Source organism: Bradyrhizobium valentinum (genome assembly GCF_001440405.1).
GTDB lineage: Bacteria > Pseudomonadota > Alphaproteobacteria > Rhizobiales > Xanthobacteraceae > Bradyrhizobium > Bradyrhizobium valentinum.
Window position 1 is genome coordinate 1 of the sequence record NZ_LLXX01000167.1, and the last position, 18,603, is coordinate 18,603.

Annotated in this window: 17 protein-coding genes and 8 pseudogenes; 17 read left to right on the forward strand and 8 right to left on the reverse strand. The window is 59.5% G+C overall.

What is annotated here, in order from left to right; genetic code table 11:
* Positions 1–464: transposase (locus CP49_RS29610; RefSeq protein WP_197423278.1), on the forward strand; the 464-nt coding region annotated here is incomplete at its 5' end.
* A gap of 15 nt (positions 465–479) precedes the next feature.
* On the opposite strand, the pseudogene CP49_RS29615 reads toward CP49_RS29610, so the two are convergent.
* Positions 480–1,432, reverse strand: a pseudogene (locus CP49_RS29615) (IS630 family transposase); the annotation flags it as partial.
* A gap of 583 nt (positions 1,433–2,015) precedes the next feature.
* Here CP49_RS29615 and CP49_RS49465 point away from each other — a divergent pair.
* Both CP49_RS49465 and nolL read left to right on the forward strand, forming a co-directional pair.
* Positions 2,016–2,204 (forward strand): annotated as a pseudogene (locus tag CP49_RS49465) (hypothetical protein); the annotation flags it as partial.
* Positions 2,205–2,297: 93 nt separating this feature from the next.
* Entirely contained in the window at positions 2,298–3,410 is a 1,113-nt protein-coding gene (gene nolL / locus CP49_RS29620) for a nodulation factor fucose acetyltransferase NolL (protein WP_082646315.1), read from the forward strand.
* 104 nt (positions 3,411–3,514) lie between these two features.
* Here the strand turns inward: nolL and CP49_RS43570 are convergent.
* The 4 genes and pseudogenes from CP49_RS43570 to CP49_RS29635 all read right to left on the reverse strand — a co-directional run.
* Positions 3,515–3,658, reverse strand: a pseudogene (locus CP49_RS43570) (transposase domain-containing protein); the annotation flags it as partial.
* A 112-nt stretch (positions 3,659–3,770) separates the two neighbouring features.
* Positions 3,771–4,001: pseudogene (locus tag CP49_RS29625) on the reverse strand (tyrosine-type recombinase/integrase); the annotation flags it as partial.
* A gap of 94 nt (positions 4,002–4,095) precedes the next feature.
* The gene (locus CP49_RS29630) at positions 4,096–4,329 is read right to left on the reverse strand and encodes a hypothetical protein (protein ID WP_057853676.1); all 234 of its coding nucleotides are present in this window, start codon (positions 4,327–4,329) and stop codon (positions 4,096–4,098) included.
* 7 nt (positions 4,330–4,336) lie between these two features.
* Positions 4,337–4,669 carry a hypothetical protein gene (locus CP49_RS29635; RefSeq protein ID WP_057853677.1) on the reverse strand — a complete coding sequence of 111 codons (333 nt, stop codon included), beginning with the start codon at positions 4,667–4,669 and terminating at the stop codon, positions 4,337–4,339.
* Between the two features lie 335 nt (positions 4,670–5,004).
* Here CP49_RS29635 and CP49_RS29640 point away from each other — a divergent pair.
* From CP49_RS29640 to CP49_RS49035, 5 genes and pseudogenes are all read left to right on the forward strand, one after another.
* A pseudogene (locus tag CP49_RS29640) lies at positions 5,005–5,298 on the forward strand (site-specific integrase); the annotation flags it as partial.
* A 262-nt stretch (positions 5,299–5,560) separates the two neighbouring features.
* Positions 5,561–5,749, forward strand: coding sequence for a hypothetical protein (locus CP49_RS29645; RefSeq protein WP_057853679.1), 189 nt, complete (start codon positions 5,561–5,563; stop codon positions 5,747–5,749).
* A 427-nt stretch (positions 5,750–6,176) separates the two neighbouring features.
* Positions 6,177–6,341 (forward strand): hypothetical protein, encoded by a 165-nt coding sequence (locus CP49_RS45345; protein ID WP_156438734.1) that lies wholly within the window; start codon positions 6,177–6,179, stop codon positions 6,339–6,341.
* 594 nt (positions 6,342–6,935) lie between these two features.
* Positions 6,936–7,352, forward strand: a complete 417-nt coding sequence (locus CP49_RS29655; protein ID WP_338060420.1) for an MFS transporter — start codon at positions 6,936–6,938, stop codon at positions 7,350–7,352.
* Between the two features lie 863 nt (positions 7,353–8,215).
* Positions 8,216–9,199, forward strand: a complete 984-nt coding sequence (locus tag CP49_RS49035) for a hypothetical protein (protein WP_338060421.1) — start codon at positions 8,216–8,218, stop codon at positions 9,197–9,199.
* Here the strand turns inward: CP49_RS49035 and CP49_RS48030 are convergent.
* The 3 genes and pseudogenes from CP49_RS48030 to CP49_RS29670 all read right to left on the reverse strand — a co-directional run.
* Positions 9,110–9,312 (reverse strand): annotated as a pseudogene (locus tag CP49_RS48030) (transposase); the annotation flags it as partial. The gene CP49_RS49035 and the pseudogene CP49_RS48030 overlap by 90 nt on opposite strands.
* Before the next feature lie 391 nt (positions 9,313–9,703).
* Positions 9,704–10,117, reverse strand: a complete 414-nt coding sequence (locus CP49_RS29665) for an ArsC/Spx/MgsR family protein (RefSeq protein WP_057853683.1) — start codon at positions 10,115–10,117, stop codon at positions 9,704–9,706.
* Between the two features lie 9 nt (positions 10,118–10,126).
* Positions 10,127–10,550 (reverse strand): annotated as a pseudogene (locus CP49_RS29670) (response regulator).
* Between the two features lie 422 nt (positions 10,551–10,972).
* Between CP49_RS29670 and nifH the strand changes: the two are divergent.
* The 9 genes and pseudogenes from nifH to CP49_RS29710 all read left to right on the forward strand — a co-directional run bounded on the left by nifH (position 10,973) and on the right by CP49_RS29710 (position 18,579).
* Positions 10,973–11,857, forward strand: coding sequence for a nitrogenase iron protein (gene nifH, locus CP49_RS29675; protein WP_057853693.1), 885 nt, complete (start codon positions 10,973–10,975; stop codon positions 11,855–11,857).
* A gap of 128 nt (positions 11,858–11,985) precedes the next feature.
* Positions 11,986–12,702 (forward strand): nitrogen fixation protein NifQ, encoded by a 717-nt coding sequence (locus CP49_RS29680; RefSeq protein ID WP_082646318.1) that lies wholly within the window; start codon positions 11,986–11,988, stop codon positions 12,700–12,702.
* Positions 12,703–12,724: 22 nt separating this feature from the next.
* Positions 12,725–13,219, forward strand: a complete 495-nt coding sequence (irr, locus tag CP49_RS29685; RefSeq protein WP_245310931.1) for a Fur family transcriptional regulator Irr — start codon at positions 12,725–12,727, stop codon at positions 13,217–13,219.
* Positions 13,220–13,393: 174 nt separating this feature from the next.
* On the forward strand, positions 13,394–14,581 hold the full coding sequence (gene nifV, locus CP49_RS29690) for a homocitrate synthase (protein WP_057853684.1): 1,188 nt from the start codon (positions 13,394–13,396) through the stop codon (positions 14,579–14,581).
* Positions 14,582–14,778: 197 nt separating this feature from the next.
* Positions 14,779–15,120, forward strand: a complete 342-nt coding sequence (gene nifW, locus CP49_RS29695; protein WP_057853685.1) for a nitrogenase stabilizing/protective protein NifW — start codon at positions 14,779–14,781, stop codon at positions 15,118–15,120.
* Positions 15,121–15,430: 310 nt separating this feature from the next.
* Positions 15,431–15,559, forward strand: a complete 129-nt coding sequence (locus tag CP49_RS48755; RefSeq protein WP_276326478.1) for a hypothetical protein — start codon at positions 15,431–15,433, stop codon at positions 15,557–15,559.
* 30 nt (positions 15,560–15,589) lie between these two features.
* Positions 15,590–16,135 (forward strand): annotated as a pseudogene (locus CP49_RS29700) (hypothetical protein).
* Positions 16,136–16,150: 15 nt separating this feature from the next.
* A complete protein-coding gene (locus tag CP49_RS29705) occupies positions 16,151–17,260 on the forward strand; it encodes an electron transfer flavoprotein subunit alpha/FixB family protein (protein WP_057853687.1) in 1,110 nt (369 codons plus the stop codon).
* Between the two features lie 11 nt (positions 17,261–17,271).
* Positions 17,272–18,579, forward strand: a complete 1,308-nt coding sequence (locus CP49_RS29710; RefSeq protein ID WP_057853688.1) for an FAD-dependent oxidoreductase — start codon at positions 17,272–17,274, stop codon at positions 18,577–18,579.
* Positions 18,580–18,603: the final 24 nt, after the last annotated feature.

An 18,603-nucleotide genomic window follows, 5' to 3' on the forward strand; every position in this document is an offset into this window, starting at 1 on the left:
TCTTCGTCACCTTCGATCCGCATCGCGGCTGGCGCAACGTCAAGATAACAGACCGCGCCGTGGACTACGCCCACTGCATGCGTGAACTCGTCGACGTCCATTATCCCGATGCCGCCTGTATCCGTGTCGTGCAGGACAATCTGTCGATCCACACCGCCGGCGCGCTGTATCAAGCATTTGCGCCCGCCGAGGCCCGTTGCATCCTGCGTCGCCTCGAATTCCACTTCACCCCGAAACACGCCAGTTGGCTCAACATGGTCGAGTGCGAGATCAGCGTGCTGCAGCGCCAGTGTCTCGGCCGCCGCATCGACGACCCCAAACGGCTCCGAAAAGAGATCGCAGCATGGCAACGGCAGCGAAACAAAGCACGAGACCGCATCAAATGGATGTTCACAACCGACAAAGCCCGCGCCAAACTCGGCCGCGCATATCCAACCATCGCCAAAGAGTCAAAATTACTGTGATGAACCACTAGCACTATGCTCCTGGAGCTGCTTAAGGCTGGTGAAGGAAGCGCCGCTAAGCGACTGCCCCTGCAAGACCGAAAACCAAACCTCGACCTGATTGAGCCAGGATGCGCTTGTCGGCGTGAAATGAAATGTCACATTGGGGTGGGCCTTTAGCCAGTGCTCGTTCTTGTGGGTGTTGAGGTTGTCGAGGATGACGTGAAGCTGGCGGTCCGGAAAAGCCGAGGTGACGCTGTCCATGAAGTCGAGGAACTCGACACGGCGCCGCCGTTTTGAATGCGTCGCGATGATCTTTCCGGTCGCAACCTCGAGCGCCGCAAACAGCGTTGTCGTGCCATGCCGCGTGTAGTCGTGGCTCTGACCGGTCAAGGCGCGACCATTGGGCAACTTCAGATAACCTTGCGCTCGCTCCAAAGCCTGGATTGAAGGCTTTTCGTCCACGCATAGCACGATAGCCTTCTCGGGCGGGCGACGTAGAGGCCGACAACATCGGCGGCTTTGGCCGTGAAGTTCGGGTCGTTGCTCTCGCACCAGGACTTGCGAGCCACGAGGTCGATCTGGTGGTTGCGCAGGAACCGCCAGACGTATTGGACGTCAACATCGCCCAGCGCCTCGGCCAGCAGCGGCCCGGTCCAGCGCGCAAACCCTTCCGGTGGCTGCTTGTCCAACAGCCGCAGAATCCGCTTGTCGGTGGCCTTCGTATAGATCGGCTGCTTGCCAGGCCGCGGCCTCTCCTGCAGCCCTTCAAGGCCAAGGTCGGCATAGTGATGCCGCCACAGGCTGACAATCCGAGGCTGGACCCCGACTTCCTTGGCTATCGACCGCGTGCTGCGCCCGGCCGCCGCCAACAAAACTATCCGCGCCCGCTTCAAATCGCGCTGCAATGTCGCCGGCGAACGACAACGCGCCTCCAGGACCTTGCGATCCTTCCTCGAAAGGTGAACTTCTCTTGCCTCGGGTATCATCCCGATCTTGAATCACGACTCACCCTCTAAGGAGGGTGGGTACTAGCTGCTCGTGATGGCAACGCCGAATGCACCCAGTGGGAGGAGCTGCTGCGCAAGCTGCGCTGCATATGTTCAGGCTCTCATGCTCGAGTTGGTACGCCGCTATGGCGACTCCTGGCAGTGCGTTGCAAACACCTCTTCCGGTTGCACACGCTGCAACGCGCCCGCTCGATCAGGCAAGCCGATCGAATTGGGGTAGAGCTTCCATCGGTAAACCTTCGTATAGCAGGTCCCCTCTTTTCTATACCGATCGCCCACCTCCGTACAATTGAACATGTCATCGACCTCCGTCAGCTATCGGGAGCCGTAGAATGTAGATGGAAAATGCCTCCGCTATCGCCGAATGAATTGATTGCGCGATGCAAAGCTGGAGCAGCGAAGTGCCTTTCATAATAGGTGGCCGGCAGCTTATACCTATGTTCGGCAGCTCGGCCTATCTCTCCTGAGATGGTCAGCGCCTTGCTCACCTTGTTCAAGTATAACCGGCACATCATGAAACTTGGCCCTAAGCAACTAGTCAGAGGTATGTTTTCTTCTCGGTCTCCCCAGGTCGGGGACGACGCTCGCACGTTTGCTCCAGCAGCACTCCGATATTGCACCCCGCCTGAACCGCTGCCTAATGCTGGCACTTGAACCGTTCGAAGAGTGGACCGCGACATCTGGCAGGAATGCCTTTGATGCTGGCCGGGATCCCCGAATTAATGACCATGATGAGCCGCTGTTTTTCTGATGCAGCTTGCACTAGTACTTGGTCGCAGCGGGTGTTCCCAGTCAAGCGGGTGTCCGGCTCATCGGAACAAGGGATATCGAGAGGTTTGATACATTGCCAAAAATAACTGGATCGACTGTGCCCGGGGCGCGCACGCCGGAGGCAAACGATCGAGATCTAGGTTTAGATTTCGCGAAAGGAGTGCTCATCACTTTGGTGATCGTCGGTCACCTGATCCAATATGTCGTCTACCGAGATGAAGGCTTCTGGGAGTCGCCATGTTTCAAATGGATCTACATGTTCCACATGCCACTCTTTATGGCGATAAGCGGATATCTTTCTTGGCGAGCGCTCTTGCGAAAGTCATTCACTCAAGCCATCGGTGATCGTGCGATGCAGCTCTTGTTGCCCATGCTGTTTTGGTACGCTCTCCTAGAGACAGCCAAGTTGGCCGCATTTAGCTCGTCTGCAAACGAACCAGGCAGCGTTTTGCAGTTTCTAAACGATTCCGCGGGCACATACTGGTTCATCTGGGCTGCTTTTGTTTCTTTCCTTCTAGTCAAAATTCTTTCGATTTTCAATCGTCGGTCGCCATGGATCCTATTCCTATCAGTCATACTAGTCGCACTTGCACCTGTGACATTTTCCATATCACCTCTCATAAGGTATACTTTCCCGTTTTTCTGCCTAGGAGTCTCTTTTGCTCAGTCGAGAGAATGGTGGACGAGCATAACGCGATCTCACAAGCCGCTCTTAATCACGTTTCTCTCCATAGCGGCTTTGGTGTGCTTTCTAGCCTGGCGCAAAGACACTTACATCTACAACAATCTCGCCCTAGTGCACGATATGCAGTCGGCAAAAAACGTACTTCTGATGCTTCTTGGCTCCGCAGCGGCCTCAGCGATCGTGATCGTGCTCGTCCTCCAATGCTGGAAAGTTGGCCGCTCAAATCGAGTCACCCGCTTTATCACCGTGGAACTGGGACAGAGCACGCTGCTGCTATACTTGATACAAGGTACGGTCTTTCGTCTCATGGATTCGATACAATACGGGGAACTTTGGGATCTCACGACTAGGTTGGCCGTCGCGGGAATTCTTGGGGGAGCGATTGTTGCCGTCGCGCTAATGGTACGCTGGATCGTGCGCGACATTCCCTATCTATCTCAGCTCGTTCTTGGAGCGCCACCACGCTCGGCTTGTCTAAAGTATCAGCCCGCAGATAATTAGCTGCAGTCGAGATCTGAATCCTGGAGAGCCCGACTCCTGGTTGGTCTCCTCGCAGCTTCTGCCATTGGTTGTGGTGACGTGATGGACCTTGTTGACGTGTGTCGTCATGCCGCTGGAGCGGAGATCGCTGATGCTGGCGCCCAATTCCAGGGCAGGAGCTCGTCCAGCCGATGAGCCGGATGGGCGGGGATGCGGGCAAGGACATCGGCCAGCCAGGCTTGCGAATCGACGCCGTTAATTCTTGCCGTTTATGCCGCCCGCCGAACTATGCCGAACGGGTTTGGTATGGCACGCCGTTGTCACGCTGGCACCGTCGATCGCGTGCACGGCAGCCCCATTCCATTCGACTAGTCTGGTCGTTCAGAGCGCTTCCAGAAAGGCGAGCAGGCGGTCGTTCGGCTGGAAGCGGGTTCGCTTGCCGCGCTCGTACGGCTTGAGCTTCGCCAGGGCAGCTTCCTTGAGGGCGAGGTGGGCGTGCAGGTACGTCTGCGTCGTCTCGACCGATTCATGACCGAGCCACGGCGCGATCACGGAACAGTCGACGCCGGCTTGCAGCGGTTCCATCGCAGCGCTGTGCCTCCTATGTCTTGGTCGATATAGCAGGCACTGGACTAAACCGCTCCGCGGTAGGCAGCGATGACGGCGGCCTGAAGAAGGAAGCGGCACAGAGTGCGCGGCAGCGGCATTAACGATCCTTCGCTGTGCGTCGCGCCGTCCGACCCGTGGCCTCGCTGAACAGGTGGCGGGGGATGTTGATTATCGCAAAACGTCGCCGTTCTTCCGGGTGCGTTTCAAAATCTGCCTCCACAAAAATCTCGACGGTCTCCTCACTGGCATGAACTTCGACGCGTACCGGCGCGTCTTCAAACTCCACTTCATATCGACGACCATTCTTTCCTCGGATAATCGCGTGCGCCATTTCTATGCTACCTCCGGCCCTGCTTCTTGAGCTTCTTCACTCGGTGCTTCTGATAATCCAGAACGGCCGCTGCAAGTGGCATCGAGCGCGGCACGCGCACATGTGTGAGGGAGACGACAAGCGCTCTGCCTGTTTCTTCCGAGCGAGACAAATGGCAGATGATACCGCCCTCGTCACCGGCGTATGACAAATCCCAGACGACGTGGTGCATCCGATCAGCATCGGCAACATTCTCGGCTTGCAGATATTCGATCAACGATGGTGCCAGTTCAACGTCAAATGGCGCAGCTGCCTTGAGTGCGGCGAGCAGCCGGGTGGTCTTCTCCGGATTGTCGAGCATAGGTCGTCCATCTTTAACGGGCGAATCAGAGAGCCGACGATCAGCGATGATAGGGAATATAGCTCAACAGAGCCATATTCGCTATCCGTCGCACAACTCGCCTTCCTCCCATTGCTGGTTGACCCGATCCAATAGCGACGACCTCACGGGCATTACCCCGCTTCCTCGCTAATACAACACAGTCCGCCCCTCTCCGGCGCATCACCGCTTCGCGGTAGGCGACTCGTGGCAAGCTTCGGTACCACCATCTGATCTTCCTGCATTCCCGACGAAGTTCGATTGCGAGATGCTGGAGGCGCTGCTTGCAGCGCTTTCATATCGCAAAGGAGCTTCCCATGACGGTTCTTCGACAACGGATGACTGAGGACATGCAGGTGCGGAATCTGTCGCCGCATGCACAGGCATCGCATCTCCAACAGGTATCGCTGTTTGCACGTTACTTCCGTATGTCGCCGGATGCGCTGACCCCCGAGCACATCCGGACTTATCAAATCTACCTCACGAACGAGAAGAGGTTGGCCCCCAATTCAATCCATACGGCTGTCGCGGCGCTTCGGTTCCTTTACAGGATTACGCTCAAGAAGGACTGGACCTTTGGAGAAGACATCCCGCTTCCAAAAAAGCCGCAGAGCCGCGCGGGTCGGTACCGCTCTCCCGCACGATGCAGAAGCCCCGGGCATACACCCCCGCAACGAAAGGACCGAAGTACGCGACAGCTCAAGTACGCGGGTGATGCCGCCCGCCGCTCCGCGGAAAGCGCCAAATGAGCTACAAGGCCGGCTTTGCCAACGGCGGCCGCGTGAAGGCATACCCCAAGATGTAGTATGGCGCCGGCAGCGGCGAGGGCCTTCTCGAGAAGACAAAGTACGGCGACAAGGCCAACCCGCGGAAATGATCCTGGTGCAGCATCTGGTGCCGGCGACGAGCGGCGATTTTGGCGTTGCCCTTGCCGATCTCGACATAAACCTTCGTATCGTTCCGTCGCACCTTTGGATGCTCGACGATTACCTGCGTTCAATTGAGCTGCTGATGGCTTTCATCCTAGGCTGCATCCTGCCCTCCTTGGCGTTTCCTCCCTAGACTTCGGCCGCTTGTGGCAACGCAGGCGGCCTTTTCCTTGTCCGATGCGCCTGATTCGCATGGCGCTCCTGCATTTGGCTCGGAAACAAGTGGGCGGGCTGTAAATGAGCGTCACCATCGCCATCAAGCTGGCCGAACGTCTTCAGGCCCAAGCTTGATGAGCTGGATAGGTGATCGATGCCATCACGTCGGATAATCTCAAAGATTGGGGCCGGTATCAGCGCAAGGTGGTGCCGCAAGGCGCCCGCCGACGCGCGCACGGTGCTCGCTGAGACGATGGAAGACATCCTGAAAGAGTAGGAGGCGAGGGAAGGGATGGTATGCGTTTCGACACGGGAACGGCGCTCGGAGTCGGAGGACCAGAAGACCGAGCTTATGAAGCTCATTGTCGATCTGTGCAGCATCGAGCTGCTGAACAACAACGGTCTTGGTCGGCATCTACATCGAGCCGGAGAAGACCAAGGGCGGGCTCATCCTGTCGACCGGCGCGATCAAGGAATCAGTCTGGCAGGGCACCGTCGGCCTGGTGCTCAAGAAGCGCAAGACCGCCTTCAACGATGAGCCGGAGACCGGCACCTATTTCCACGGCTAGGACGTCAACGTCGGCAATTGGGTTGTATTCCGGTCCGGCGATGCTCGCGCGTCCGGATCAATGGCGTGGATTGCTGCATGGTCGAGGACACGCTGCTCGACATGGTGGTCGACAACCGCGACGTGATCACACACCCATGATAGTGATACGGTTTGGCAGAGCCTTCGGGCGCACTGAACGAGAGCGCCCGTTTTTCAGCTTTGAGACCAATGTCCGCGACTTGACGCAACACACACCCAGTACGAAGCGACTGTAGAACCTCCAACTTTCAAAATCGGCACGCCGCTTGCTTCGTTCGGGGCACCATCACCGGTCGGAGGCGGGGCGGTGCTGTAAGGGCGGACTCGGCACTTCCTCCGTGGCGTCCCGGCCGCCCCGCCAATTTGCTGTGAGGCGACATGAAACAGCATGTTCGGGCGGCTGCAACTGCGGTCGCAGCCGCTCACGCTCCGCCGTGATGTCCTTAGCGTGTCCGAACACGAAGCCACCAACTTTTCCTCCGGGGTTCACCGATGATGTCCGTCGATCGCCTGGCCACCCGGCTCGCGACGCGCCTTGCATTTTTTTGTCGCCGGCTTCGGCATTGCGGCCTGGGTGCCGCTGGTGCCGTTCGCGAAGGAGCGGCTGGCGGTCGATGATGGAGTTCTCGGTTTTCTGCTGCTCTGCCTGGGCGTCGGCTTAGTCGTCTCGATGATTTTGAGCGATTTGTTGTGCGCGCGCTACGGCAGCAAACCGATCATCCTGATCGGCGGCTTCGGAATTGCGCTCATCCTGCCGTGGCTCGCGGTTGCCAGTACGCCTCTGGAGCTCGGGGCCGCGCTGGTTGCCTTCGGCGCCTCGCTCGGCTCGATCGATGTCGCTGCGAATGTCAATGCGGTCGAACTGGAACGTGCAGCGAAGCGTCCGCTGATGTCCGGCTTTCACGCGCAATTCAGCATCGGCGAATTTGCCGGCTTCGACGCGATGACCGCATTGGCTGGCTGCACGTTGGAGCTTTTTCATCAACCCTAATGTGCTCGGCCATCGTGGCGATCGCGACGGCGCTGACCTGGCCGCGACTGCCGCCAAGCGCGCAGCAGGGATCGCTGTTCGTCATGCCGCATCGGCCCATTCCCGCAGGTAGGCGATAACGGAAGCCTGGTCACGACACTGCGGTCGTCGCTGACCCCAGTTCTGGGTGCCCGCATATCGAGCTTTCATCTGGCTCGCGCTCCTGGTTTGAGACGGCGCCAGCTCAATCGCTTCGCGGCGCGCATCGCCGGATTCCGAGTTTGGCTCTAATCCGCCATAGAAGAGCGTGTCACAAATTCTGGGGTTCTCTCGATAACGACCGAGTAACTTTGGAGTCACGTACACCGCGCGCAGGTGCGAGCGCTTGCGAAGCGTCTCCATGGAATAATGACCCTCGGTTGATGCATGTCAATGCGACAGACCGCAGCGCACGAGTAGAAGCAAGAATCGCCGAACGATCAAGGATAGATTTGATGATCGATTTCGCTGTCCGTCGCGATTTGCCAACTGCGGCGCTGCTCGCGTGTGGCCGCGGACCACAATGCAAAACGCGGAGATTTCAATGACCGGCGGGATCAACTGCGGTCTCAACGATGAGGCTGAATGGTAACACCTGCGAGAAAAATGCGGTGCATCGCGCGGTCATTTCGGATGCCTGTTTCATGATGCAGCCTTGTAGTCTGTTAGTCGCTGAATTAGGCGCAACGACTTCGATGCTGGCGGCGGCGTCGCGCGCTCGACGGGCAGCGAACATTCACGTGGCCGCGCTTTGAATGAGACCGTGACGTTTCCGACGGAGACTAGCAGATGCGCTTGATGAGCTTTGCCACGCCTGCCGATACAACAGGCGAACCGAGCGCCAAATGAGTTCATTTTTTCGGCGGCAGCTTGCCGATTATGTTGAGTATCATCGCGCCCCTTGGAATTGCGCCATGCATGTCTTCGGCATCGTGTTCCTGTTCCTGGCTGCCGTTCTTCCGCTCAGCCAATGGTCCATCGCCGCGTTCGGGATCCAGACCAGTGTGGCGGCCATCGCTACCATACCGGTGCTCATCTATTGGTTCCTGCTTGACTTCGCGCTTGGAGCCGCGATCCTTGGGGCTGCGATCGTATTGCTTTCAGCCGCCGCCATTTTCGTGGTTCAGGCAAATACTGTCGGAATGTGGTCGCTTACCGCTATCCTGATTGTGATTGGCAGTGCATCGCAGGTTATTGGGCACCAGGTGTTTCGAACGTCGCCGACCGGCACTGGTCGACAATCCGATCCATCTGTTGCTCGGACCGATGTTTTCAATGGCGAAATTGTTTATCGTGCTCGGATTTCGGCGCGATCTGGCCGTCATCATCGACGAGCGTCCGCAAGGCCCTTTGAGTTCGTCGTGAACCGATATGCGCGACGTTGCCGAAGGTCTCATCGTTGCCGTGGGGCGCGGACGGGCTGGACATCGCTCATGCTCGGTGGCGAAGCGATCCCGCTGAAACAGATTTTCGAACTCATGGCGGCGATCAGAGGCCGTCGCGCGCGGCGGCTTGAGGTGGCCGGCCGAGTTGCCGAGATTGGCGCTGCAGTGCTGGAACTTATCGCCGATCACGTGACGCGCCGATCTCATTCCGATAAGGCCGAAGGCCTTCGTATCACATTGCGTGCGGAGGCTATCGAGCAGAAAGGCGCAGGCCGATGCGCGCATTTCTCCACCGCAGAATGCTGTGCTGTGCTAGTTGGGCACCTCGCAGGGGGGAATAGGACACCTATCAGACGCCTGCAACAGCATCGCCCGCAGCAGCTTCTCCGGCGGGATCAACGACCGCCCAATCGGCGAATAGAGCGACGCAAGCTCGCGCTATAGCGCCGACAGCGCCTCGCTCCCGATGGATGATCGCAGCGCGTGATCACGCCGCACCCGCGCCTCCAGGTCAACGTAGCTGAACAGCTCGCCAGTTGATTGTCGCCGCCGCGCACGCACGATCTCCGTATCTCATCGGAGGCAATGAATCCCGCTCGCCGGTAGGCGGCGAGCGCCTTTTTCAAAGCATGCTAGACTGGTACCTCAACACAGAAGTCTTGACTGGTCGGTTTGGCATTTCCAAGAGGGATAGCTGCTCAGGAGCGACCAGCATTTCGTTGCTGCGCGGCGAGCCGGGCTGCCGCGTCATGAGACCCGCTCGTTTCAGGGGCAAGACCATCTGGTGGACCGAAAGTGGGACCCCGAAGTGCCGTTGAATATTCCAAATGTACGCGCGTGTAGAGCCCCGACAGCCTTCAGCGAGCTTTGCTCCTCGCGCCCGTCAAGAATGGGGAGCGGAGGAAACTTCGCTCCTTTCCCTCTCGGTGGAACTACGCGCTCTGCAGCTCACCCGCTCGAGCAGTGTCCCCCGGTTTCCTCGCGCGAGCATCGCTCGACATCATCTTGTATGCTCCGCCCAACCAGCGACAGCACGGGCCCATGATCGAATCCGGCGCATCTTGCGCCATCGGCGTTGATCAGCGGGCGCCTTATCAGGAGCGGATCACTCAGCATCAGCGCGAGTGCGCTCGCCGCGTCGCTTGTTTCGGGATTAATTTCGCCTGACTTAATACGCCGCGCGGCGCGGTTGAACCAGGATGCGACCGGCGTATTGCCGAAGAAGCGGCGCAGTTCCTCCGCACGCCACGGCTCCTTCAAGATATCCTTGGCAATCACGTGGTGGCCCGCGGCCTTCAGCGCCTGCATCTGGCGCGCGTTGGTGGCGCAGCCGGGTTTGTGATAGAAAATGATCGTCGTCATGGCGCGGGCCTATTTGAGCACACTGAGCTGCACGACCGGCGTGACGCCGCCGCGTTCGAGAATGGTATCGGCCTTCTTGCGAATGGTTTCCAAGGTCAGCGGCTTGACTAGAACGCCGTGTGCGCCGGCCTTGACGGCTTCGACCGCGTCGGATTTGTCGCGATGATCAGGATCTGAGCGTCGGGAAAATGGGCCGCCAATTCGCCGATCACGCCGGCCCCTCTTGCTTAAAATAAGAGGCTCCGAGCAACACCACATGCGGTTTTAACCAATCGATGCCCCTGGCAAAGGCCTCTTCTGGCGTTGCAAGCTCATGCGTCTCGATCTCATCATGCAGCATGAATTGCAATGCCGCGCGGGTGATCTCGTTATCGTCGACCACGAACACCCGTCGCAGGTCCACTGCTTTCGACGTTTCGACACCAATCTGCACTGTTGCTCTCCTGAAAATCCGCTCCGACAAAGCGGCTTGCAAGAGCGTTAGCACTTTCTGTTCCGTGCATGAATGCATTGAAATGGCTCGCGCTAAGCCGGCGTTTTCCCGTTTTGATGCTAGCGATCCTTGTCCGGCTTCTGACAGCGGCACGAATCCTGTCACGTTCAAAACACCTGGTTTCATCCACCGGCTCCCGAATTTTTCAAAGTGTAATCAGAAACTTAGTGAGCGTGGACAGGGTTGGCACGGCGGTTGCTATCAGGATGCAGCAACACTGACTGAGGGCTGAGTGCACGCAGACGCGCAAGACGAGCGCTGCTCTCCTTCCCTTGAACCCGTGTGCCTCGTTTCTGAGCGAGAAACAAGCTCGCGCGCGAGGCAGCGCGCAATCTTTGGCAAATTGGTTGATGGAGAGCAACATGGCTTCACTGAGACAAATCGCGTTCTACGGCAAGGGCGGTATCGGCAAGTCGACCACCTCGCAGAACACGTTGGCGGCGCTGGCCGAGATGGGCCACAAGATCCTGATCGTGGGCTGCGATCCCAAGGCGGACTCGACCCGCCTGATTCTGCACGCCAAGGCGCAGGACACGATTTTGAGCTTGGCGGCGAATGCCGGCAGCGTCGAGGACCTGGAACTCGAGGACGTGATGAAGATCGGCTATCAGGACATCCGCTGCGTTGAGTCGGGTGGTCCGGAGCCGGGCGTCGGCTGCGCCGGCCGCGGCGTCATCACCTCGATCAACTTCCTGGAAGAGAACGGCGCCTATGAGAACATCGACTACGTCTCCTACGATGTGCTCGGCGACGTCGTCTGCGGCGGTTTTGCGATGCCGATCCGCGAGAATAAGGCGCAGGAGATCTACATCGTTATGTCTGGCGAGATGATGGCAATGTATGCCGCCAACAACATTTCCAAGGGCATTCTGAAATATGCCAACTCTGGCGGCGTGCGGCTCGGCGGCCTGATCTGTAACGAGCGGCAGACCGACAAGGAACTGGAACTGGCGGAGGCGATGGCCAAGAAGCTCGGCACCCAGCTGATCTATTTCGTGCCGCGCGACAACGTCGTGCAGCATGCGGAGCTGCGCCGCATGACCGTGCTGGAGTATGCGCCGAAATCCCAGCAGGCCGATCACTATCGCAATCTCGCGACCAAGATCCACAACAATGGCGGCAAGGGCATCATCCCGACCCCGATCTCCATGGATGAGCTCGAGGACATGCTGATGGAGCACGGCATCATGGAGGCGGTTGACGAGACCATCATCGGCAAGACCGCAGCCGAACTCGCAGCCGGGTAAAGGACACACCGACGGAGGCCGGCCTTCCCAATGCTCAATAAGGAGGTCGGCGTTCCGGCGAAAAATGTCGTGACCAGCATCACGATGCAGCGAAGCATACTTGATCACTGTGGAAAGATCGGCAACCCATGTTCGAAGCGCAATTGTTTCCGCTTATGGCTGCCAGAGCGACTGAAGCGAACGGTGAGCGGCATAGGGGAATTGCGACCTACCGCCTGCTCACTGGGGCAGACCCCGCAGATGTCGACATAACCAGTGACAGCAATTTCGATCGCCACGTGCTGGCGTCCATTCTGGCGGCCGCCACGATGGATGGTGGTCTGGTTTCCGAGAAGGTCGGTCTGACCAGCCACGAGCTAGCCGCGTTGCTGGAGCAGTACTTCCCGTCGATCCGGATAAACCGCGAGGAGTTGCTCTTGCGTGTCAAGCGCAATGAGAGCGACGAGGCGGCAATGTTGCGTGATCTCCTGCTCGCGCAACGCTCGACCGAAGGGGACATCGGCAACTGGCTAGCTGGGATGATCGCGCGTCGCGCAATCGAGCCAAATCACTTGTGGGAAGATCTCGGATTGCGCGGTCGTGGCGAACTATCCCGGCTGCTAGGCCGCCATTTCGCGCCGCTAGCCGCGCGCAATACCAATAATATGCGCTGGAAGCGCTTCTTCTATCGCACGCTGTGCGAGGACGACGGCCTTGTCATGTGCACGACGCCGGTGTGCACGCAATGCAACGACTTCAACCTCTGCTTCGGCGATGAAAGCGGCGAGAGCCGCATGGCCGAGCGCCGGCGCGAGGTTCTGCTGCAGGCGGCTGTCCCGGTTGCGGCCGGCACCTGGCCAATGTGAGCGACTTCGGATGGATCGTCCGTTGGCCAGACTTCCGGACGCCGGGGATCGCGCGGACTTCGACGAGGTGCAGGTGGGACCGGCCTCTGCCCATCTCAGCGGGCGATGTCCCGACGCCGGCTGGAAGGATGTGTTGCTCAAGGCCGGGCTGCGACCGACGCGCCGGCGCCTGATCTTAAGCGAGCTGTTGTTTGCCAGAGGCGCCCAGCATGTCACCGCAGAGATGCTATTTGCCGAGGCGCGCGAGACCGGGTTTCCGATCTCATCGTCTACCGTCTACAACACTTTGAACCAGTTCACCCAAGCCGGCCTGTTGCGCCGGATTTGTCTTGATGGGTCGCGATCGTTGTACGACACCAACACCTCGCCGCATCCGCATTATTATCTGCACGGCGAGGATATCCTGCTCGATATTCCCGATGCGGATCTCCTGCTTGTGAATGTGCCCGAGCCGCTGCCAGACCACGAAGTCTCCTGCGTCGATCTGATCATCCATCTGAGCCGCAAGCGGAGTTGATGCCATCCCATCGCGCCGTGACGTAAGCGGACGCGTCGACTTCGCCACTGTCGCGTTTGCGACAATCCGGCTGGTGCCGAAAAATGTGCGCTTGTCCAACGGCTTGTGGCGGGTGCCGGCGTGGCATGCGCATTGCTCAGGCCTTGCTTTGCCAAAGCCAACAAGGAGCCTCCCATGATCGCCGCCGCCTCTGCCAAACAGTCATGGTCCGAGACGGCATGGGGAAGTCCGATCGTGCTCAACGACACGACGCTGCGCGACGGCGAACAAGCGCCTGGCGTTGCCTTCACCACCGACGAAAAGGTGGCGATCGCGCAAGCGCTGGCGCGGGCCGGAGTCACCGAGATCGAAGCGGGGACGCCCGCGATGGGCAGTGAGGAGATCGCCGCCAGCCGCGCCATCGTTGATGCCGGTCTCCCGCTCACCACCATCGGCTGGTGCCGGATGCGTGAAGCCGATGTCGATCCGGCAATCGAGGCCAAGGTGCCGATGGTCAATGTCTCGATTCCTGCTTCTGGCGTGCAGATTGCCGCCAAGCTTGGCGATAACCGCGAACTAGCGCTGGAGCAGGTGAGGCGGGTGGTCAGTTATGCGCGCGAGCGTAGGCTTGAGGTTGCCGTCGGCGGCGAGGACTCCTCCCGCGCTGACGTCGATTTTCTCATCAAGCTGATCGCCACCGCAAAAGCCGCCGGCGCACGGCGCTTTCGTATTGCCGATACGCTCAGTGTGCTCGATCCGGACTCCACCTATGCGCTGACGGCTCGTTTGCGCGCGACCACCGGTCTCGAGCCCGAATTTCACGGCCATGACGATCTCGGGCTCGCGACCGCCAATACGCTCGCCGCCATCAAGGGCGGCGCGAGCCATGCCTCGGTGACCGTCATCGGGCTCGGCGAGCGGGCGGGCAATGCGCTGCTGGAAGAAGTCGCGGTCGCGCTCAAACAGCTCTACGGGCGCGACACCGGCATCGTGCTGCCGGAGCTGGAGAACGTCGCCGCGGTGGTGGCCGCCGCAGCCGCATGCACGATTCCTCTGAACAAGGCGATCGTCGGTGAGCATGTGTTCACCCACGAATCCGGCATTCATGTCGATGGCCTAATGAAGGATCAACGCACGTATCAGTCGCTCGACCCCAATTTGCTCGGTCGATCCAACCGTATTGTGATCGGCATGCATTCCGGGCCGTCGTCGATCACCACGTTGCTTGACGAATTGCAGCTCGCCGCCAGCGCCGAGGACGCAAGACAGATCCTGTCGCGGGTGCGAAAACATGCCATCGAGCACAAGCGGCCGGTCGCGTGCGAGACGGTGGTGGCGATCTGGCGCGACGTCTGCGAGCGCTCGTTGACCAATGGTGCGTGAGGGGGCCATGGTCGGCATTACCGCCGATCACGTCGAAACCGCCGGCGTGCCGCGCAAGCCCTCGCTGATCCGCGAAGACATAGGCCATGGAGGCGATATGCAGCGCCGCCTACGCGAAGCAGCGTCGCAAGGAGATGACCAGCCGAAGCCGGGTCCCGACCACAGGCCGGTCGACCTAACCCAAAGGAGATTTTTCGATGAGCAACACACAGGCGACAGTCGGCATCCTGGATCGGCTCAACAAGGCCTCCTCGGCCGAAGATTTTTTTGCGCTGCTTGGCGTCGATTACGACCCCAAGATCGTCAATGTCGCGCGCCTGCACATCTTAAAGCGCATGGGACAATATCTCGCCAAGGAAGTATTCGAAGGTGGCGCGGAGGCCGAGGTCACGGCGCGGTGCAAGGCGGTGCTGGAGCAGGCTTATGCCGACTTCGTGGCGTCCTCGCCGATCGACCAGCGGGTGTTCAAGGTCTTGAAGGATGCGGTCGCGGAGCCACAGAAACCGGCGGCCTTCGTGCCGTTGAGCTCGCTGAAATAGCCTCATACATCAGTTCAGATCTGCCTCAAGCCATGTCGGCGCGGCGCGTTGTGCCATCTTCCTCTTCATGCAGATCAACTCTGTACAGCAATGCGCGAAGCGGCGCTGTCGCATTCGCGACGTATGTCGGAATTGTACTGTCGGCGATGTTAACGGCCAGTCTTTATTTTCTCAAGTCATTGAATGGACGTCTAATTTTTTGATGGCCCCAAACTGGTACGGCACTTGCTGTTCTCTGGCCAAGTCCGTCATTGGTGCCGACTACACAGAATTGTTGCCCTCCGAGATGAGATATGGAGCAAGACCAATCATGTTGCCGTTACTGCTCGCCGCTCGCGCCGGCATCCTCTTATGGGTCACGCTCGCGTTAATGCCGTTCGAAGTTGTCTTTGACGCCATTGAGGCTGGGATTGACCGTGAGATGGCCGCCAATGGATAACTCGCGTTCCACGCTACTTCTGGAGAAGGCATGCACAGTATCGTTTGCACCAAGCAGGTTCCCGATTCCGCGCAGATTCGCGGTCTATCCCGTGACCAACGCCATCGTGCGTCAGGGGGGGCGAGCATCATCAGCCGATACGCCTTGTTCGCGCTCGAGGCCGCGCTCCAATCGCGTGACAAGTTCGGCGGCGAGATCGCCGCGCTCACCACGGTGGACGCGGAGCGCCGCGCCGAACGCGGCGTGCAGATGTTGCGCACAAAGCTGCCCTGCCTGGTCAGCCATGGCGGAAGCAACCAGCCAGATTTGCAGCGCCGTGATGACCGCCGCCCTGCGCGCGGCGCTAGGGCCGGTTGTAAAATGGAGCGCGCAGGAGGCCGGCGTCGAGGAGTCTCGAAATGCGTCGTGCCCGGCTCGCCGACCATCGTCAAGCGCGCCGTTGCGCCGTCGCCACGCGCCGAGAGGGCCGGGCTGGTGGAAGCCGCCAAGCAGCCGACGGAGGTGCTGATGAAAGCCATCTTGAAGGGTCAACCCAAGCTAGAGACCGATCTTGTGGCGCAGGCGCGCAGGTTCTGAGGGGAATTCAACGCCATGAGCAACATCACCAAAGCTCCTACGCCGGCCGCGGGCGGCCGCGCAGGAATCAAAAAAGAATTGCCCGAGCACTTTAAGGCCTACAAGCACATCTGGGTCTTCGTCGAGCAGGAGCGCGGCCAGGTGCATCCCGTCTCCTGGGAACTCATGGGTGCGGGCCGCAAGCTTGCCGACAAGCTGAAGGTTGATCTCGCCGCGGTCGTCATCGGCCCGGAGGCCGAGACCACGCGCAACGCCGCGCTCGAATCCTTCTGCTACGGCGCAGACCTAACCTATCTCGTGACCGAGAATGTGCTTTCGGAGTATCGTAACGAGTCCTACACCAAGGCGCTGACCGATCTCGTCAACACCTACAAGCCAGAGATCCTGCTGTTGGGCGCCACCACGCTCGGTCGCGATCTTGCAGGCTCGGTAGCTACTACGCTACTGACGGGTCTCACCGCCGACTGCACGGAGCTCGACGTCGACGCGGATGGTTCGCTTGCGGCCACGCGTCCGACCTTTGGCGGATCGCTGCTTTGCACGATCTACACCTTGAATTACCGGCCGCAGATGGCAACCGTCCGCCCGCGCGTGATGCCGATGCCAGATCGTGTCGCGCGCGATGCCGCCCGCATTATCATGCATCCGCTGCGCCTGCTCGAAGAAGACATCGTCACCAAGGTGCTGTCCTTTGTGCCGGACCGTGATTCGGCCAAATCCAATCTCGCCTATGCCGACGTTGTCGTCGCCGGCGGGCTGGGGTTGGGCTCGCCTGAGAGTTTCCAGCTGGTACGGCAGCTCGCCGCCGTGCTCGGCGCCGAATATGGCTGTTCGCGTCCGCTGGTACAAAAGGGCTGGGTCACCTCGGACCGGCAGATCGGCCAGACGGGCAAGACCATCCGGCCAAAGCTCTATATCGCCGCAGGCATTTCCGGCGCGATCCAGCATCGGGTCGGCGTGGAGGGCGCCGATCTAATCGTCGCCATCAATACCGATAAGAACGCGCCAATCTTTGACTTTGCCCATATCGGCGTCGTCAACGACGCTATGCACCTGTTACCAGCGCTGACGGCCGCATTTCGTGCACGGCTTTCACCGCATTCGCGCGACCGGATCGCGAGCTAGAGGAGGTTGTTGTGATCGAGGAGAAGTTCGATGCAATCGTGGTCGGCGCCGGCATGTCGGGCAACGCGGCGGCTCTGGCCATGGCTCAACGCGGCATGAAGGTGTTGCAGCTCGAGCGCGGTGAATATGCCGGATCGAAGAATGTTCAGGGCGCAATCCTCTATGCCGACATGCTCGAAAAGCTGATCCCGGACTTCCGCGATGACGCGCCGCTCGAACGTCATCTCGTCGAGCAACGGTTCTGGATAATGGACGATCGCTCCCATCTCGGCGTGCACTACCGCTCCGAAGACTTCAACGAGGAGCGGCCGAACCGGTACACGATCATCCGCGCGCAGTTCGACAAATGGTTCTCCTCGAAAGTGCGCGAGGCCGGCGCGACCGTGCTGTGCGAGACCACCGTCACTGAGCTCGCGCGGGACGCCCATGGGAAAGTCATCGGTGTTCGTACGGATCGCCGCGACGGCGAAATCCACGCAGATGTCGTGGTGCTGGCCGAAGGCGTGAATGGCCTTCTCGGTACGCGTGCGCGCCTGCGCGAGCGGCCCAAGCCCGACAAGGTGGCACTCGCGGTTAAGGAAATGCACTTTTTGCCGCGTGAGACCATCGAGGCCCACTTCAATCTCAAGGGCGACGAAGGCGTCGTCGTCGAAGCGGCCGGCACCATTTCCAGTGGCATGACCGGAATGGGCTTCATCTATGCCAATAAGGAGTGCATCTCGATCGGCATCGGCTGTATCGTCGCCGACTTTCAGCGCACCGGAGAGACGCCATATGGGCTGCTCGACCGCTTCAAGCGTCACCCGTCCGTGGCGCCCCTGATCGAGGGCTCGGAGGTCAAGGAATACTCCGCGCACCTCATTCCTGAAGGCGGCTACAAGGCGATCCCGCAGCTCTATGGCGATGGCTGGGTAGTGGTGGGCGATGCGGCGCAGCTCAACAACGCCATTCATCGCGAAGGCTCTAACCTCGCGATGACTTCGGGCCGCATCGCGGCGGAAGCGATCGTCCAGGTGAAATCGCGCAGCCATCCCATGACCGCGGCAAATCTGTCAGTCTACAAGAAGATGCTGGACGACTCCTTCGTGATTAAGGATCTCAAGAAGCACAAGGATATGCCGATGCTGATGCATACCAACTCGCAAAACTTCTTTCTCACCTATCCGCAGCTCGTCTCCAGGGCGATGCAGAACTATGTACGCGTCGACGGTACGCCGAAGGCTGAGAAAGAGAAGGTGACATTGAAATCCTTTGTCAATGCGCGGTCCTGGAGCGGTCTATTTGGCGATGCATTCCGCCTCGCCCGTGCCTGGCGCTAACCAGCCAAAATCGAAGCCAAGGAA

Coding starts and splice junctions, on each gene's coding strand:
- CP49_RS29665 (WP_057853683.1), bottom strand. CDS start 10,117: ATGACGACGATCATTTTCTATCACAAACCCGGCTGCGCCACCAACGCG.
- CP49_RS29705 (WP_057853687.1), top strand. CDS start 16,151: ATGAGCAACATCACCAAAGCTCCTACGCCGGCCGCGGGCGGCCGCGCA.
- CP49_RS29680 (WP_082646318.1), top strand. CDS start 11,986: ATGTTCGAAGCGCAATTGTTTCCGCTTATGGCTGCCAGAGCGACTGAA.
- nifW (WP_057853685.1), top strand. CDS start 14,779: ATGAGCAACACACAGGCGACAGTCGGCATCCTGGATCGGCTCAACAAG.
- nifH (WP_057853693.1), top strand. CDS start 10,973: ATGGCTTCACTGAGACAAATCGCGTTCTACGGCAAGGGCGGTATCGGC.
- CP49_RS29645 (WP_057853679.1), top strand. CDS start 5,561: ATGATCCTGGTGCAGCATCTGGTGCCGGCGACGAGCGGCGATTTTGGC.
- nifV (WP_057853684.1), top strand. CDS start 13,394: ATGATCGCCGCCGCCTCTGCCAAACAGTCATGGTCCGAGACGGCATGG.
- CP49_RS29630 (WP_057853676.1), bottom strand. CDS start 4,329: ATGGCGCACGCGATTATCCGAGGAAAGAATGGTCGTCGATATGAAGTG.
- CP49_RS29635 (WP_057853677.1), bottom strand. CDS start 4,669: ATGCTCGACAATCCGGAGAAGACCACCCGGCTGCTCGCCGCACTCAAG.
- CP49_RS49035 (WP_338060421.1), top strand. CDS start 8,216: ATGAGTTCATTTTTTCGGCGGCAGCTTGCCGATTATGTTGAGTATCAT.
- CP49_RS48755 (WP_276326478.1), top strand. CDS start 15,431: ATGTTGCCGTTACTGCTCGCCGCTCGCGCCGGCATCCTCTTATGGGTC.